At 38.2% G+C, this 18346-nt stretch carries 15 protein-coding genes; 13 read left to right on the top strand and 2 right to left on the bottom strand.

Translation table 11 applies throughout. The features are described from left to right. Positions 1–137 precede the first annotated feature (137 nt). Positions 138–3005 carry a pitrilysin family protein gene (locus tag MKJ01_RS17110; protein WP_241615420.1) on the bottom strand — a complete coding sequence of 956 codons (2868 nt, stop codon included), beginning with the start codon at positions 3003–3005 and terminating at the stop codon, positions 138–140. Between the two features lie 343 nt (positions 3006–3348). On the opposite strand from MKJ01_RS17110, the gene MKJ01_RS17105 reads away from it, so the two are divergent. The 13 genes from MKJ01_RS17105 to MKJ01_RS17045 all read left to right on the top strand — a co-directional run bounded on the left by MKJ01_RS17105 (position 3349) and on the right by MKJ01_RS17045 (position 17264). Further along, the gene (locus tag MKJ01_RS17105; protein WP_241615419.1) at positions 3349–4674 is read left to right on the top strand and encodes a sigma-54 dependent transcriptional regulator; all 1326 of its coding nucleotides are present in this window, start codon (positions 3349–3351) and stop codon (positions 4672–4674) included. A 446-nt stretch (positions 4675–5120) separates the two neighbouring features. Next, positions 5121–6815, top strand: a complete 1695-nt coding sequence (gene kdpA / locus MKJ01_RS17100) for a potassium-transporting ATPase subunit KdpA (RefSeq protein WP_241632712.1) — start codon at positions 5121–5123, stop codon at positions 6813–6815. An 81-nt stretch (positions 6816–6896) separates the two neighbouring features. Next, complete coding sequence (gene kdpB / locus MKJ01_RS17095) at positions 6897–8936, top strand: potassium-transporting ATPase subunit KdpB (RefSeq protein ID WP_241615417.1); 2040 nt, start codon at positions 6897–6899, stop codon at positions 8934–8936. A gap of 12 nt (positions 8937–8948) precedes the next feature. Then, positions 8949–9500, top strand: coding sequence for a potassium-transporting ATPase subunit C (locus MKJ01_RS17090; protein WP_241615416.1), 552 nt, complete (start codon positions 8949–8951; stop codon positions 9498–9500). Between the two features lie 76 nt (positions 9501–9576). Continuing rightward, positions 9577–10662, top strand: a complete 1086-nt coding sequence (locus MKJ01_RS17085; RefSeq protein ID WP_241615415.1) for a porin — start codon at positions 9577–9579, stop codon at positions 10660–10662. A gap of 138 nt (positions 10663–10800) precedes the next feature. Next, positions 10801–11910 (top strand): sensor histidine kinase KdpD, encoded by a 1110-nt coding sequence (locus MKJ01_RS17080; protein WP_241615414.1) that lies wholly within the window; start codon positions 10801–10803, stop codon positions 11908–11910. A gap of 9 nt (positions 11911–11919) precedes the next feature. Continuing rightward, the gene (locus MKJ01_RS17075) at positions 11920–13635 is read left to right on the top strand and encodes an ATP-binding protein (protein WP_241615413.1); all 1716 of its coding nucleotides are present in this window, start codon (positions 11920–11922) and stop codon (positions 13633–13635) included. Between the two features lie 19 nt (positions 13636–13654). Next, on the top strand, positions 13655–14251 hold the full coding sequence (locus MKJ01_RS17070) for a hypothetical protein (RefSeq protein WP_241615412.1): 597 nt from the start codon (positions 13655–13657) through the stop codon (positions 14249–14251). Between the two features lie 2 nt (positions 14252–14253). Beyond that, positions 14254–14730, top strand: coding sequence for a hypothetical protein (locus MKJ01_RS17065; RefSeq protein ID WP_241615411.1), 477 nt, complete (start codon positions 14254–14256; stop codon positions 14728–14730). A 199-nt stretch (positions 14731–14929) separates the two neighbouring features. Next, entirely contained in the window at positions 14930–15487 is a 558-nt protein-coding gene (locus MKJ01_RS17060; protein ID WP_241615410.1) for a YdeI family protein, read from the top strand. A gap of 11 nt (positions 15488–15498) precedes the next feature. Then, positions 15499–16248 carry a DUF6000 family protein gene (locus MKJ01_RS17055; protein ID WP_241615409.1) on the top strand — a complete coding sequence of 250 codons (750 nt, stop codon included), beginning with the start codon at positions 15499–15501 and terminating at the stop codon, positions 16246–16248. A 54-nt stretch (positions 16249–16302) separates the two neighbouring features. Then, positions 16303–16701 carry an immunity 22 family protein gene (locus MKJ01_RS17050; RefSeq protein ID WP_241615408.1) on the top strand — a complete coding sequence of 133 codons (399 nt, stop codon included), beginning with the start codon at positions 16303–16305 and terminating at the stop codon, positions 16699–16701. A gap of 5 nt (positions 16702–16706) precedes the next feature. Next, positions 16707–17264: a hypothetical protein gene (locus MKJ01_RS17045; RefSeq protein WP_241615407.1), complete on the top strand. Its 558-nt coding sequence runs from the start codon at positions 16707–16709 to the stop codon at positions 17262–17264. A 289-nt stretch (positions 17265–17553) separates the two neighbouring features. Here the strand turns inward: MKJ01_RS17045 and MKJ01_RS17040 are convergent, their stop codons facing one another. Continuing rightward, the gene (locus MKJ01_RS17040) at positions 17554–18345 is read right to left on the bottom strand and encodes a hypothetical protein (protein WP_241615406.1); all 792 of its coding nucleotides are present in this window, start codon (positions 18343–18345) and stop codon (positions 17554–17556) included. Position 18346 lies beyond the last annotated feature (1 nt).

Below are 18346 nucleotides of genomic sequence, written 5' to 3'. Positions count from 1 at the left end.
TTTTTTTTTTTTTTTTTTTTTTTTTTTTTTTTTTTTTTTTTTTTTTTTTTTTTTTTTTTTTTTTTTTTTTTTTTTCTCTTCCCCCCCCCCCCCCCCCCCCCCCCCCCCCCCCCCCCCCCCCCCCCCGAAACTGTATATTAATATCCGAAAATATCTTTCAGGCTGAGTTCCCTGAATTCACCCATATCATTAAGGACTTCCCGGTTCAGGTTTTCTCTTTTTCCAATAATGGCGGTATTAAAAGGTACAGGTTTTATCTTAGTGTCATAGAACTGCTTCAGGCCTTCAAATGTCAGGTTTTGGATCTGTTCGTAAATATCCTTCCGGAAATCATGTGAAATCCCTATTTTTTTCATTTTTAAAGTATTGAAGAAAATGTTGGTCCGGGTAATCCTTGCTGAAGCAATCTGTTTAAGAGCCGAATGGCGGGCATTCTCAAACTGTACGGGTATTTCGGGCAGTTCAGCCATCAGTTCAGCCATGGTATCAACTGCAACCTGAAGCTTATCAGGCTGGGTACCGATATACGTGGTAATGTAATCATGATGCCCCAGCTCCGAATTCGCAGCATAAGAAACATACGCCGAATACGCCAGGCTTTTACTTTCACGGATTTCCTGAAAAACGATGGATGACAATCCTCTTCCGAAATACTCATTAAATACATTGATTTTTCCCAGATTGTTAATATCAAGTTGGTCCCCGCGGCCCACTTTACTCATTTCCATCTGAACCATATCATAATCCGTAAAATATACGTTCCCCGAAGTTTCAGGCTCAGAATACTGCTTCGGCTGAGGAACCTTCAGAGTTTGCGGCTGAATATACGCTACCATATATTCCTTGAAATTCTCGAAATTTTTCCCGTAAAAAAACAGCTGATAAGGATAGCTGAACATATTTTTTATCCTGTCGGTAAAAACCTCTACTCTGCTCTCTTCAAGCTCTTCCTGTGAAATAACATTCTTAAACCGTGAAAACTCGCCCAGCTTTGCATAATTGTTAAGACCGGTCATAATTCGGTTTTTATCTTTTTTTGCGGCTGCACGGTTCTCAAGGACGGTATTTACGAAATCATTGTAGATTTCCTGATCCGGCTGTACATGCTGTGTCCAATGCTGAAGCAGCTTAATGCCTTTTTCAATATTCTCTTCCGGGCCGTTTAATGAAACCGTAAGCTGATCGTTGGAGATTTTAAAATCATTGCTGACTCCGATCTTAAAGAATTCCTGTTTCAGTTCATCCGGAGAATATTTGTCAGTTCCAAGATATTGGAGAATCTGCGTTGACATTGCCAGATCCCGGTCATGATCGCTTCCCATAGGGAAGATAAAATACACCTGAGCAATATCATTATACTTATTTTTGACAAAGCTGATCTGTTTTCCTTCAATAATTTCCCTTTGAATTTCCTGATCATAATCAATAAATTCGGGCTGTATATCTTCTGTTTTTTCATTGAGGATCTGCTGTAAAAATTCAGACTTTGCCTCACGGTTTATTTTCACAGGGGTAATTCCGGGGTTTTCAACACGGATCAGCTGATCATTGATTCCTTTCTCCTTGTATACTGCCACATAATTATCCTTGAAAAATTCGCGGGCAAAAGCAATGACATCTTCTTTGGTGATCTCTGCATATTCATCCATTTCATTCATCTCTTCCTCACAGGTTCTGCCTTTAATATAGGTATCGTACAGATTGACAGCCAGGCCGTCTGCCGTTTCCAGGCCTTTCATTCTTTGCAGTTTAAAATCATTGATGATAGCAGGAAGCATCCAGTCCGGGAAATCCCCGCTTTTCAGAAGCTCTATTTCTTCCAGCATCATCGCTTTTGCTTCATCCAGGGTCTGGTTCTCTTTCGGGACAGCAACTACTGAAAAATAGCCGTATTGTTTTAAACCTACCGAATAAGCCTGTGCCCAAAGCATTCTCTGGGTTTGGTTGATATGCAGATCCAGCAGCCCTGCTTCTCCTCTGTTGCTTAAAATATTGGCAGCAATATCTGCCAGCATGGCTTCCCTGGACCCATAACTTTCTGTTCTCCATGCCATCTGAATTCTTGGAGTGGTAGGACTTTTTACGGTTCTCTTCACAACCTCTTTTATCGGCTGCTCTGTAACCGGAGTTTTTTTCGGAAGTTCTTTATATGGAATGGATCCGAAGTATCGGTCTATAAGCCGAATGGTTTCCTCAAAATCCAGGTCTCCCACCAATATCAAAGCATAGTTGTTAGGAACATAATAATCATCAAAATATTGATGGATGGCCTTCATGGAAGGGTTTTTAAGATGCTCTGCTTTTCCTAAAGTGGTCTGCTGCCCATTTGGGTGATTTGGAAAAAGAGCGTCCATCATTTCGTATTGTACCAGTCTCGCATCATTATCCTGTGCACGGTTGAACTCTTCATATACCGATTCCAATTCGGTATGGAAGAGCCGGAGTACCAGCTCAGAAAACCGTTCTTTTTCGATCTTCAGCCATTTTTCCAGTTCATTTTTCGGAATATTACTTTTATATACCGTTTCATCATACCAGGTATGCGCATTCGAACCCGTTGCCCCTAAGGAAGAAATAGCCTTGTCATATTCGTTTGCAATGGCATACCGGCTGGCTTCCTGGGAAATACGATCGATAGCCCTGTAAAGTTCCTTCTTTTTTTCCGGATCATGTTCAGCTTTATGCTGTTCATATAAATCAGCAATCTGATCGAGTAAGAGCTTCTCCTTTTCCCAATCCAGGCTCCCGATTTTAGAAGTACCTTTAAACATCATATGTTCAAGATAATGGGCAAGCCCGGTATTATCGGCAGGATCATTATTGCTTCCCGTTCTAACCGGAATATAGGTTTGAATTTTAGGAGCATCGAAATTTTGGGCTAAGAAAACTTGTAAGCCGTTTTTAAGGGTATAAATCCTTACTTTGTTTTCGTCATGGGTAATGGTGATATATTCGTAGTGATTGGAATCGGTATGTACCGTTTCTTTATATTTTTTTTCCGTCATAATTATCATTTCATTTCACACTCGGATCCGAGTATTACAAATGTAAGGAATCATAAGATAATGATGGTTGTTTTTATAATCAATACATCTATGATCATCATTTAGTAAATAAAACTGATTCTCAAGGTATTCAGGAGCTGTTTCCGGCTATCCGCTCATACGCCTCGCACCATAGTGCAAGCCCTTACTGCTGCGGGGTAACCGCTTCTATCCGGGCTATGGATATAAGAAATCCAAAAGACCGAAAATTGTTTTAAGATATCATTTATCTTCACATCTCTATCTTTTAAGCTCTTCTTCCCGAATAAATTCAATAAGTTTGCATCAGTATTAAAACCGCGCCATGTCCGGAACTATTCTGATCATTGATGATGAAATCAAGCTCCTGAAACTTTTGGGAATGATTCTTTCCCAGGAAGATTTTAATGTAAAACAAGCCTCAACGGCACGATCAGCTATGACCATGCTGGAACAATATGAATTTGATGTTGTCCTGAGTGATGTCCGTCTTCCCGATGCCTTTGGAGTCGATTTGGTACGATCTGTCAAGACAAAATATCCTCATCTCGAAATTATCCTGATGACAGCCTTCGGAAATATTACAGATGCCGTCCAGGCCATGAAAAACGGTGCGTATGATTACCTGGTAAAAGGTGATGATAATGATAAAATCATCCCTTTGGTTTATAAAGCTTTGGAAAAAGCAAAAGATAATACATCCAGAATCGTTCAGAAAAGCACGGAACTGAAAGGATTTGAAAACATTATCGGGACATCACCACTGATTCTGCAGGCTAAAAAACTCGCGGAAAGAGTGGCACTGACGGATGCTACCGTTCTCCTTACCGGAGAAACCGGAACCGGCAAGGAAGTTTTTGCCAATGCGATTCATCAGGGAAGCGACAGAAAAAAAAACAGTTTTGTGGCTATCAACTGTTCTGCTTTCAGTAAAGAAATTCTGGAAAGTGAACTTTTCGGACACAAAGCGGGAGCATTCACAGGTGCCGTAAAAGATAAGAAAGGCCTCATCGAAGAAGCTAACGGCGGAACTTTGTTCCTGGATGAAATCGGTGAAATGCCTGTTGAGCTCCAGGCTAAATTACTCCGTGTCCTGGAAACCAGGGAATTTATTAAAATGGGGGAAACTAAAGTATCCAGATCTGATTTCCGCCTGATAGCGGCAACCAACCGGAACCTGGAAGAAGAAATCAAGCTCGGGCAATTCAGGGAAGATTTGTATTTCAGGCTGAATGTATTTGAGATCCGCCTTCCTGCGCTTCGTGAAAGGACAGAAGATTTAAAAGCCCTGGCAAAAAATTTCATCAGTGTATTTTCTCAAAAAATGCACCTTTCATCCATCCAGGTGACGCCGGAATATTATCAGACCCTGGAAAAAAACGATTGGAAAGGAAATATCCGGGAACTCCGGAATACAGTGGAGAGAAGTTTGATTCTCATGAACCATCATATTTTAGATGCCGAAAGCCTGCCTCATTATTTTGAAAAAGCGCCTGCAGAAAAAGATTCCTTAAGCATGAGAACTCTGGAAAAAGAGCATATTTTAAAAGTTTTACAATATACCAAAGGGAATAAAGCCGAAGCCGCAAGGTTACTGGAAATAGGCATTGCCACGCTGTACCGTAAACTGGAAGAATATGGATTAAGATAAACAGAACCCTTATCATTGTAATAACGGGCCTATCATTTTGATAGGCTTTTTTGTTTTCCGGCATTATCTGAAATTCACACAACTTACTATTAATAAAACACTTACAATAAACATTATCATAATGGACTTTATTTTGGCATAACACGATCAGAATAAAATATGATACAATGACAATTTCAAAAAAAATGCTCAGACAAAAACAGCCCTTAAAACTGAGAGTGCTAATGGCTTACTATGCCACCTTTACCGTATTAACTTTAACAATAGCAATATGATGCTGATCATTCTGATTATCCTTTGCGCCGTTCTTTTCTGGCTGCTTTATCGATCCGTTGAATTTTTTGATCAAATATAAAATTATGTGGAGTTTATTTTTTATTTCCCTTCTCGCTTTTGGTTACATCTACTATGTTTTAATAAAACCGGAAAAATTTTAACCTATTATCATGAATACAGAAATTTTAGGCATTATCGTGATGTTTGCAATCACATTGGTCATGGGTATTTTCTTAGGAAGATACATTGCTGATGTATATGGCTACAAAAAAACTTTTTTAGACAGGATTTTTCATCCTGTTGAAAACTTAATTTATAAAATTTCAGGGATTAATCCTGAGAAGCAGATGACCTGGAAACAGAATATGTTTGCCTTGTTAACTATTAATGTAGTTTGGTTTGTCATCGGATTCTTCATTCTGTTAAATCAGGTATGGCTTCCCCTTAATCCTGACGGCAATCCCAACATGTCTCCGGATCTTGCTTTTAATACGGCCATATCTTTCCTTGTTAACTGCAATTTGCAGCATTATTCCGGAGAAACCGGCGTAAGTTATCTGAGTCAGATGTATTTAATGTTTCTGCAGTTTGTAACCGCAGCCACAGGAATGGCAGCGATGGCCGTGCTGCTTAAGGCATTTAAAGATAAAACCACTACAGAGCTGGGTAATTTTTATGATTTTTTCATCAAATCCATGACCAGAATTCTGGTCCCGATCAGTATTGCCGTTGCTTTTGTCCTTTCTGCCAACGGCAGCCCGATGACTTTTGAAGGCAAAGACCACATCACATCACTTGAAGGACAGAACATAGAGGTTTCCAGAGGCCCGGCTGCAGCCTTTATTGCCATCAAACATTTGGGAACCAATGGTGGTGGATTTTTTGGAGCCAATTCGGCACATCCGCTTGAAAACCCGAACTACCTGACCAATATGACTGAAATGATTACCCAGATGATCATTCCGTTTGCCCTGGTATTTGCACTTGGCTTTTATTTAAAGAAAAGAAAGCTTTCATGGGTAATTTTCACCGTTATGACCGTAGGATTTTTAGCACTCACCGTTCCAAATGTTATTAATGAAACCCAGGGAAACCCGCTGATTACCCGAATGGGAACCGATCCTCATATCGGAGCTATGGAAGGTAAGGAAATCCGTTTCGGAAGTGCAGCATCGGCTTATTGGAGCATTGCAACAACCGTAATTTCAACAGGTTCAGTAAATGCCATGCACGACAGTACCATGCCGCTTTCCGGAATGAACCAGCTGCTCGCTATGATGATCAACTGCTTCTACGGCGGATGTGGTGTCGGTATCATGAATTACTTCATCTTCATTATTCTCGCGGTATTTATCAGCGGCCTTATGGTGGGCAGGACCCCTGAGTTTTTAGGAAAGAAAATTGAAGCTAAAGAAATGAAGATCGCTATGATCGTGGCATTGTTTCATCCCTTTCTGATCCTGGCAGGAACTGCTTTAACCGCTTATCTGCCGGAGTTCGGAACAAAAACTCTGAATAATCCCGGATTTCACGGTTTCAGCAAAATGCTGTATGAATTTACCTCTTCTTCCGCCAATAACGGTTCCGGGTTTGAAGGCCTGGGTGATAACACTCCATGGTGGAATATTTCAACGGGAATTGTACTGCTGCTTTCAAGATTCATTCCCATCATAGGGCCTATTGCCATTGCAGGGCTACTCGCCAGCAAAAAATACATTCCTGAAAGTGCCGGGACACTGAAAACAGATACTGCGACTTTCGGATTTATGACCTTAGCGGTGATCCTTCTGATTGCAGCCCTCTCATTTTTCCCTGCGCTTACTTTAGGACCGATTGCGGAACAATTACAAGATTTCAGTAAATAAAAATTAAAGATCATTTGGGCCTTTAGCCTCGGCACATTCATATTACAGGTTCAACATCATTAAAATCAACCATTCAAAGCAATGAAAAATCAATCACAGACATTGTTTCAAAAAGATCTGGTCAACGAAGCCATAAAACAGTCTTTCGTCAAACTGAATCCGAAAATCATGTTTAAAAATCCTGTCATGTTCCTGGTGGAAATCGGAACCGTGGTGATGCTCATCGTAAGCATATTCAGCTTAACGGGAGACAAGTCACAGGGCAGCTTTACTTATAATTTCTTAGTCTTTGTCATTTTATTTTTTACGGTATTATTTGCCAACTTTGCCGAAGCCATCGCTGAAGCCAGAGGAAAAGCCCAGGCTGACACCCTGAGAAAAACCCGTGAAGAAACTCCGGCAAAAGTGATTATCGATCAGAAACAGGGATTCCAGGTGGAAACCGTTTTAAAGAAATCTGCCGACATGAAGCTCGGAGATATCTTTTTGTGCGAAGCCGGTGATCAAATCCCGATGGACGGCGAAATCATCGAAGGGCTCGCCACGATTGACGAATCTGCCATTACCGGGGAAAGTGCTCCCGTTATCCGGGAAGCAGGAGGCGATAAAAGCTCCGTAACAGGAGGAACAAAAGTACTTTCTGACAGAATCAAAGTGAGAGTGACCACCAAGCCGGGAGAATCTTTTCTGGATAAAATGATTGCCTTGGTAGAAGGTGCATCAAGACAGAAAACACCCAATGAAATCGCATTAACTATATTATTAGCCGGATTTACGCTGACTTTCATCATCGTTACCGTTACGCTGAAACCTTTTGCAGATTATTCGCAGACGCCGATCACCATCGCAGCATTCATTTCACTTTTCGTTTGTCTGATCCCGACAACGATCGGCGGCCTGCTCTCTGCTATTGGGATTGCCGGGATGGACCGGGCTTTAAGAGCCAATGTTATTACCAAAAGCGGAAAAGCGGTAGAAACAGCCGGAGATATTGATGTTCTGCTTTTGGATAAAACAGGAACCATTACCATCGGAAACCGTAAAGCAACACATTTCCACCCTTCTCATGGAATTGAACTTAATGAATTTATCAGGGCTTCAGCACTGAGCTCCGTGGCCGATGAAACGCCGGAGGGAAAATCCATTATTGAATTAAGCCAGCTCAACTCCGAGAAATTGCTTGTCGAACAACCTGTTTATATTGAATTTACTGCTGAAACCAGAACTTCAGGGATAGACTTTGAAAACACAAGGATCAGGAAAGGTGCCTACGACACGATTAAAAAACTGACAGAAAAAGCGGAAAATATTTTCCCACCCGAAACAGAGGAAGCAACGACTAAAATTTCTGAAAACGGAGGAACGCCTTTAGTTGTTGCCGTAAATGAAAAAGTCTGGGGCGTGATTGAGCTTCAGGACATCATTAAAACCGGAATCCAGGAACGTTTCCAACGATTGAGAAAAATGGGCGTAAAAACCGTGATGGTAACCGGAGATAATCCTTTAACCGCCAAATTTATCGCTGAAAAAGCCGGTGTCGATGACTTTATTGCGGAAGCGAGACCTGAAGACAAGATGAATTACATCAAAAAGGAACAGCAGGAAGGAAAACTTGTAGCGATGATGGGAGACGGAACGAATGATGCTCCGGCCCTTGCCCAAGCCGATGTTGGAGTTGCTATGAACAGCGGAACGCAAGCTGCTAAAGAAGCCGGAAACATGGTGGATCTTGATAACGACCCGACAAAACTAATAGAAATTGTGGAAATCGGTAAACAGCTTCTGATGACCCGCGGAACATTAACCACTTTCAGTATTGCGAATGACGTAGCAAAGTATTTTGCCATTATTCCGGCATTGTTTATCACCTTTATTCCGGCACTTCAGAAACTGAACATTATGAATCTTCACAGCCCTGAATCTGCCATTTTATCAGCGATTATTTTTAATGCCATCATCATTCCGATTCTTATTCCGCTTGCTTTAAAAGGAGTCGCCTATAAGCCGATCGGTGCCAGTGCATTGCTGAGAAGGAATCTTCTGATCTATGGTCTGGGTGGAATTATCGCACCATTCATCGGTATCAAATTAATCGATTTATTTATCAGTTTATTTTTTTAAAATTCAATTAAAATGAAAAATCATATTCTATCAGCATTAAGATTAACCCTTGTGATGCTTGTTGTCGTAGGAATTTATTTAGGAATTGTTTACGCAGGATCCAAAGTTCTTCCAAATCAGGGAAATGCAGAAATCATCAATTATAAAGGTCAGAAATTCTACGCCAATATCGGTCAGAACTTTAAATCTCCGAAATATTTCCACGGCCGGCCTTCTGCAGTGGATTACAATGCGGCTGGAAGTGCAGGGAGCAATAAAGGACCGAGCAATAAGGAATATCTCGAAATGGTTCAGAAAAGAATTGATACTTTGAAAATGCAGAATCCGGAAATGCAGAATGATAAGGTTCCCGTTGAACTGGTTACTGCAAGCGGAAGCGGGCTTGATCCTGATATTTCTGAAGAAGGTGCTTTTTATCAAGCAAAAAGAGTTGCTAAAGAAAGAAATATTTCTTTGGAAAAAATTGAAAATCTCATCAAAAACCAAATAGAAAGACCACTATTCGGACCTTCAAAAATCAATGTCCTTAGGTTAAATATTGCTTTGGATCAAATGAATTCATGATCATATCCTAAAATTACCAATACTCACATCATCTATAAAACTTAAAAAGTATACCATTGTTATACCTATCCACCTCATGAAAAAATATATCATCACAGCCTGTATTCTGGGACTGTTTTTCCCGAAAGCCCAATCATCAGATTCATTAACGAATCAACACAAGGTCACCTTTTCCGCTTATGCAGAGCTTTTCTATACTTATGATTTTAATGAACCCGGAAATCATATGCGCCAGAATTTTCTGTATTCCTACAACCGCCATAATGAGCTTAATCTGAATCTCGGGCTTATTAAAGCTGCTTATCAAAATGAAAATATGCGTGCCAATCTTGCCCTGATGGCAGGAACCTATGCCCAGGATAATCTGGCAGCTGAACAGGATGCATTGCGTTATGTAAACGAAGCCAATATCGGAATAAGGATTTCCAAAACTAAAAACCTCTGGATTGATGCCGGTATTATGCCGTCCCACATTGGCTGGGAAAGTGCTATAGGAAAGGATAATATGAATCTTACCAGAAGCTTAGCCGCAGAAAATTCTCCTTATTTTGAAACCGGAGCGAAGGTTTCCTATACAACAGATAATGGAAAGTGGTTTATAAGCGGGCTGATCCTCAACGGTTGGCAACGGATTGCCAAGCCGGAAGGTAACCAGACCATTTCATTCGGACATCAGATTACTTTTAAAACGAATGATAAAATTACCCTGAACAGCAGTTCATTCATCGGAAATGACAAAGCAAAAGATGAGAAAAAAATGCGCTATTTTCATGATCTTTTCGGAAGTTTTCAAATGTCTGATAAATTTTCAACCACTCTCGGGTTTGATATAGGAGCCGAGCAAAAAGAAAAAGGCAGTGAACAGTACAACCTTTGGTACAGCCCGAATATCTTAATGAAATATCAGCTCAATAACCAATGGGCCTTAGCAGGAAGACTTGAATATTATAATGATAAAAACGGAGTCATTATCAGTACTCAAACCCCAAACGGATTTCAGACCTTCGGATATTCTTTGAATGTAGATTATGCCATTTTTAAAAATGTTGTATTGCGTACAGAAGCGAGAGGTTTTACTTCTAAAGATGCCATTTTTATGAAGAATGATGCATTCAGCCAAGGGAACTTTTTTATTACCACAAGCCTTGCGGCCTGGTTTTAAAAATTAAAATTTATTATGATAATGGAAAATGGAGCTGATAAAATCTATTGAATTTATTTGCTCCTCATCTTCCGGCTCTTTTCCCTGTATCAATAACCGTATCGTGATCCGGAAGGTACAATTAAAAAACTCAGACCTATGTCTTCAGCAAAAGATTTTTTAGAACTGATCCAGAAATCCCGGAAAGGGAAATTCAAGATCTACATTGGGATGAGTGCCGGTGTGGGAAAAACATTCCGTATGCTCCAGGAAGCCCACTCTCTCCTTCGTAACGGGATTGATGTAAAAATAGGCTACATTGAAACTCACGGGAGAGAAGAAACCCAGGCTCTAACCAACGAACTACCTGCTATTCCCAGGAAATCTGTTTTTTATAAAGGGAAAAGCCTGGAAGAAATGGATCTTCAGTCGATCATCAATGAACATCCCGAAGTCGTTTTGGTTGATGAGCTCGCCCATAGCAATGTGGAAGGTTCTAAACACAAAAAACGATGGCAGGATGTATTGGAAATCCTTGATAATGGAATTAATGTCATCAGCGCGATGAACATACAGCACATCGAAAGTCTTAATGAAGAGGTCAGAAAAATCACTGGTATTGAAGTGACAGAGCGTGTGCCGGATAAGATTTTAGCGTTTGCGGATGAAGTGGTGAATATTGATCTGACAGCAGACGAGTTGTTGGCCAGGCTGAAAGAAGGAAAAATTTATAAAAAAGAAAAAATCCAGACGGCTTTACAGAATTTCTTCCAGAGCGGCCATATCCTGCAGCTCCGTGAGCTGGCTTTAAAAGAAGTTGCCACGCACGTTGAAAAGAAAGTGGAGACCGAAATCAAGACCGAAAACTTTAAACCTGTAAAATTCCTGGCCTGCATCAGCAGCAACGGGAAGGTATCAAAGAACATCATCCGGAAGACCGCAAGACTGGCCAGTTACTATAACAGTTCATGGACTGTTTTGTACATACAGAGACCATCAGAAAGTCTTGAAAAAATTGCCCTTGACAAACAACGTTATCTCATTAATAATTTTAATTTAGCAGAGGAATTGGGTGCAAAGGTGGTACGGATGAAAGAAAGCAGCGTTCATAAAGGAATCTTAGATTATGTTATTGAGCACAATATTACCACGGTATGCATGGGGAAACCGCATGCACAAATATGGCGGAACTTATTCGGGTACAGCTGGATCTATATCCTGATGAACCGGTTAAACGAACGGCAGATTGATATTATTATTTTATCCTGAATCGAACTGATGAAATTAAAAACAAAACTTACCTTGGGGGTCGGCCTCCTTTTTTTTCTGATTGTCCTGCTCTCAGTAATAGGTTCCGTATATATCAACAAATTAAAATCAGATACAGAAAAAATCCTGATCGCCAATTACAACAGTATTGAATTTTCTAAAAATATGCTGCTGGCATTGGATAAGATCTCATCAGACAGTGCCGTCGCGATTAAGGATTTTCAGAAAAACAGCGTTTTACAGGAGAAAAATCTGACGGAATTCGGAGAGAAAGAGGCTACTCAAAATCTTAACTTACATTTTAAAACCTACCTGCAGAAGCCTACGGCTGAAAAAGAAAAACAGATCCGTGAAGACCTGGTCACTATCATGTCACTGAACATGAAAGGCATTGAAAGAAAAAGTGACATTGCCATCATCACGGCTGAAAATGCCACATTCTGGATCGTCAGCCTGGGAACAATATGCTTCCTGATTGCCGTTGTATTGTTCGTTAATTTACCTCAGACCATCGCAGAGCCTATTGCCCAGCTGACATTCAGCATCCGTCAGATTGCCGATAAAAATTACAACCAAAGGGTACATTTCAAAGGAAGTGAGGAGTTTAATGATCTGGCCCATTCATTCAATATCATGGCTGAAAAACTTCAGGAATATGAAAGCAGTACGCTTTCAAAGCAGCTGATGGATAAAAAACGTATCGAAACACTGGTGAACAACATGCATGATGCGGTTATCGGGCTGGATGAGCATCATTTTATTTATATGATCAATGATGAAGCACTTAAAATTACCAATCTTAAAAAAGAGGAAATCATTGGCAAGACTGCCCATGAAGTGTCTGTGAATAATGATTTGATCCGTGAGCTTCTTAAAAACATTGAAAGCCCTTCTCAGGAGCCCATTAAAATTGTGGCCGATCATAAAGAAAATTATTTTGAACAGGAAATTATTCCGATTAATATCGTTAAAACCGGTGAAAAGGAGAAAAAGAACATCGGCAAGGTCATTTTGCTTCGGAACATCACTCCTTTTAAAGAGCTGGATTTTGCCAAAACCAATTTTATTGCTACGATTTCGCACGAACTGAAGACCCCTATTTCTGCCATTAAAATGGGAGTTCACCTGTTGGAAAACCAAAAATTCGGAACGCTGAACGAACAGCAGCAGGAACTTTTGAAAAGCATTAATGATGACGGCCAAAGACTGCTGGACATTACCGGTGAACTTCTTAATCTTTCTCAGGTGGAAACGGGTAATATCCGGCTGCATATCGAAAACTGCAGCCCAAAAGACATGGTTGAAACAGCAATTAAAAACATAGAAAAACTGGCCGAACAGAAAAATATTTCCATTATCACAGATTCTTTGCTGAATGATAATGAGCAGGTCCATGCCGATTTTGACAAAACAGTCTGGGTCATCAATAATTTCCTGAGCAATGCCATTAAACATTCTTTCCAGGATGAAAAAATACGGATCGTTATCGAGAAATTAAAATCTTCTGTACGTTTCAGCATTACAGATACCGGGAAAGGGATTGATGAAAAGTACCACCGCCAGATTTTTGACCGCTACTTCCAGGTTCCGGGTGAACAGCAGAACGGAACCGGTCTCGGATTAGCCATTTCCAAGAATTTTATCGAAAAGCAGCACGGTGAAATCGGAGTAAAAAGCTCACCGGATCGGGGAAGCACTTTTTATTTTGTATTGCCGATGGCGTAGTTATTTAATATATTTGATAATGGCAATTTATCAATTTCGATTAAACTTAATTCCACAAAAAGGAGTCATTAATGAGTTTGGATTCATTCCTAATAAATTAAATATCAACATTCAGGAAAGAAATGAACATTATTATCTTGAAGAAGATAAATTATTAGACTCTACTGATTTTTTCACTGATGCTTTAACTGTAAAATTTTGGGATTCTGTAGAGATTCTTCCGACAGAAATTATTTATTACATCAACAAATTATTTCCCAGAAAACCATTAGAAAGCAGATCCGATTATTATTATTGGAAGCATTACAAAAAAGAGGTTGATACTTCAATAGATCATGATGCATTATTACTTTTAAGCAGAGAAAATGGAAAAATAAAAGAACTTCACTTTCGGGCAGATCTTAGAGAAAATGGTTTAGAGTTTTTAAATAATTTTATTGATATTACAAAAAAATACAATTGCCTTTTAATGGATCTGCACGGAAACCTTGTCACACCTGAACAAGAACAAGTCTATAAATTAATGAAGCTTTCGAACAGCTATAAATTTTTGACAGATCCTGAAAATTTTTTACACAGTTTAAATGAAGACGATAAAGTATTAAATCTTGGTTAATTATGTCCAATACTATATTTTTCTGTTTTATCATCGGTTTCATTTTATTTGCTATTGGTAAAACTATTTATTTCTTTATTGAAAGAAAGAAAATTCTAAAAACTTGTAAACAAATAAATTCCATTGAATTAAAAAATATAAACGGAACTATTTTTACAGATGCAGGAAGAAATAAGAGATTTGAATGGTGTTTATTCAACCTTTTGATTAATGATAATTCTATCTTTTTATTTTCATTAAGTTTAAGTTTTATTCCCCTTAAAATAACCAACCTTTTATTTTCAAATTCCAAGAGGAAAAATACCCGTAAAACAACACTTCTCAGAGAATATAAAATTGATAAAAATAGTGTCGAATTTGTATATTATCCAGACTATCTTGTAACCGGACACAAAAAAATAACATTAAAAAATTTAACTTCTGAACAAATTTTGATATTTGAAAATTTATTAGATGGCAAAAGCAGAAGATTTTATTAGTTAAAATTCATTTTAACTTCAAAGCCTCTTAAATTTAGCCAAAAATATAATCTCTCGCTGATTATGCAGATATAATGCAAATAAGATCTTCTGGGCCTGTCAGATCTGTGAATCTTTTTTAATAAGGTTTAAATCATCTATAAAATTAAAATTGTATTTTAAACAGGCTCTAATCATAAATTTTTAACCATTAGCGGTAATGGAAGCAACATTTTTTACAACACAGGTAGAGTTCCGCGAATGGCTGGAAAATAACCATCAGAAAGAAAAAGAACTGCTGGTGGGATTTTATAAAGTCGGGACAAAAAAGCCCTCCATGAACTGGTCTGATTCTGTAGATCAGGCTTTATGCTTTGGCTGGATTGATGGAATAAGGAAATCAATTGATGAGGAAAGCTACAGCATCCGGTTCACGCCCAGAAAGCCAACCAGCATCTGGAGTGCCATTAATATCAAAAAAATTGAAGAACTGACAAAAGCAGGTTTGATGACTGCAGCAGGGCAAAAAGCTTTTGAACTCAGAAAAGAGGAAAAATCGGCGATCTATTCACATGAAAAGGAACTCGCCACACTTGATCCTGAATATGAAAAACAATTTAAAGCCAACCCGAAAGCATGGGACTTTTTTAATCATCAGGCTCCTTCTTACAAAAAAGTAATGCTTCACTGGATCATGAGCGCAAAACGCGAGGAAACTAGAGTTTCAAGACTGGAAAAAACAATCAGGGAAAGTGAATCAGAAAAAAGAGTGATATAGATTAATAGAAAATGGATAATAATTTAGAAAATGAAATGAGACTGCATTCTGCAGGAGCAACAGTAAGACATATTTCAGGTTTTGATCATTTGGAAACATACCCGAATGATTTTGAATTAAGTAAAGAATTTACTGATAAATGGGTAATTCCTCTCTACATGAAACTTAGAAATCCTCATGACCGTTCATGGATTGATTATATTATGCAGTTTGAAAATGAAATAACAGAAGAGGTAACATTGGCTTTGCTTGGTGATTTCAACTGGAGAACAAGAACGGTGGGTGCTTATCTTTCTGCAATAAAAAATTATCAGCAGCAGATAGATATTATCGGAGTTCATTTATTTAAAAGTGAAGTTTGCTACGCCGGTGATTTGTATACCGTCATTTTAGCTTATTATAATCAGCCTAAAACGGTTGAATATCTAAACCAATATCTGGACTATTATTTACAAAAGCCTGAACTTTATTTTGACCAGGAAGCGGTTCTGGAAGCGGTTGCTTATCTGGATACCGTTAATACTACGAGTAATCTTTCAAAACACTTAAATCAATGGAATAAAATGCTCGAAAGCCGGGGTGAAATTTCCAGCATCAGAAATATCCAGATTAAGAATATAATAGAAGCACAAGAAGGTGAAATCAAAGCGCAGGAATACCTTAACAATTTAAACAAAATCATCATTAATCCTGAATTAAATATCAAAAAAACCACAGAAGAAATTGAACTTTTAAATGAACTGAAAGCTTATTTTGATTAATATTATCCTAACTTTGAAAGCGTAAAAATAAAGTTCAATCAGAAGGATTCATCAATGGATACAAACACATTAGATTTTTGGGTAGGCAGCTTCAACAGCGAAGACGATTTTTATAATTTTGTAGAAGAAGATGAAAACTATTATCTTCTGGAAGAATCCGACGATATCTATATTTCAAAATTTGCCGAATCTCAGGATACAATATGGCTGGACCACGACTTTGTAGAATACGGCTTTGAAGCCGGAAACCGTACGATTTATGAAAAGTTTGCCGACTATTCTTTTGCCGAGCAGTGGCTTCCTATTTTAGTAAACAGACTGAACGAGATCAATCTCAAATTTGAAGTGAATGCCATCATTTTTCTGAATCGCGGCCAGGTTCCTAAGCCGGTTTCCGTAGAGAATGACCTGTTTTCTTTGACATATGTTGGCGGCATTGAATTTATTGTCTGATATTTATGAAAGCGAGTATTAGAAATTACGAAAATCTGTTAAAAGTTTTTGCAGAGCTTAGAAAATTCGGCATTATTACTACTATTGATATCGTAAGTTGGGCAGATGGAATTTTAGCTTCGGAGAGTATATCTGAATATGAGTTTATTGAAATTTCCACAACCAAAAATACTCAGAATCTACTTACAATTTTAGATAAAAATTCTCAATATGCCGATTTAGAAATAGTTTGCAGGGCAATGCTTGGAATCCTTTACAATTCGTTGACAACAGCATCTTTAGAATTTAAAAAAGCATTTAAAGTTATCAAAGAAATTTCTTATGAAGAGAAACTGACGAATGATGAGCAGTTTCTGCTGTATGGATTTTCAGAGTTTTCAATGTATGATCTTAAAGGTGCCTATGAAGATTTACGCCTTTTTAAAGAAGATCTTATGGAATTTTTAAAAATTTACAAAGATTTCACATTAACAAATCACAAAGAATGGAGTTCGATTAATAAAGTCCTTGCTACTGTTGTTACTGAAAAACTGGAAAAAATAAATAAGAACTATCCTTATTGATAATACCTTTGTGACAAAATCCAGGTCGATTGGATAGAAAAAGGAGGTCAGGTAAAACACGAAGAAATAGTAACTCCGTATCTGCAAAAAAGAAATAGTAAAGGCTGGGAAAAAAGAATGAGAAATGAAATTGAGATCAGAAAAGAATCAGCGCCGAGAAAAAATAATTAAAAAAGAAAGATTTTATCTGAGAATACTTCTCCTGAAAAGTCATTGAAAATGCTTAAAATATCGGCTCTATTAATCGTGATAAAGGTAAAAAAAATTTTAAAATCTTCAATTTTCAGATCTAAAACTTCACATAATTATCCTCCACAAAATTTCTAATCATAGAAGCAATTTCAGGTTTAATATCAAAATTTCTTTTTACTTCTTTTAAATTTTTATCTGAAAATAGTTTAAAGAAAATGCAGGCATTAAAATAAGAACCGATTTTGGACGGATGCATATCATCTTCCCACATATTCAGATCAGGATGCTCTTTTTCAAAAATATATTCCATCGCTGAATGTTTTGTAAAGGTAAGATGGGTTTCTTTTGCGATAGCAGCATATTGATTTTCCAGGTAATCCTTTGCTTCTTCCAGGCTCTGGAATTTTTTTGAACAGTATTTTTGGTTCAAATCATCACCATTCCTTGTATATATCATTTTAGGATAACACATTTGAAAAGGATATTGCTCCTTCGATACCCAGGTTGCGAAAAGATAAAACTTCGCCTTTTTACTTTTATCATAGCTTTGCAATGCTTTGATGCTGGGCAAAATATTAAGGCTAACTTCTTCCGGAACATAATATCCTAATGTTCCATGCTGCAAAACCACATCATCCCAATCAGTCTCATCAAATTTTAATTTTACAGTACCTTGAGAAACGTGATGCTCCAACTGAATGCCGGGTAAAGTTACCTGTGTGACTTTATAACCAACCGTATTATTTTCATTCAACATCTTTTCCAACATTTGAGGCATATCAAAATAATAGGTCAGACTGTTCCCGATAAACAAAATTTTCTTTTCCTGAGCACTGAAAAATACACCCAGAAAAAGAAAAATCAGTTGAAAGAAATATTTTTTATTCATT

Origin of the sequence: Chryseobacterium sp. SSA4.19 (assembly GCF_022601875.1) — a bacterium.
GTDB lineage: Bacteria > Bacteroidota > Bacteroidia > Flavobacteriales > Weeksellaceae > Chryseobacterium.
The sequence above is the reverse complement of the archived record's forward strand: the minus strand, read 5'-3'. Positions and strand labels throughout refer to the sequence as shown.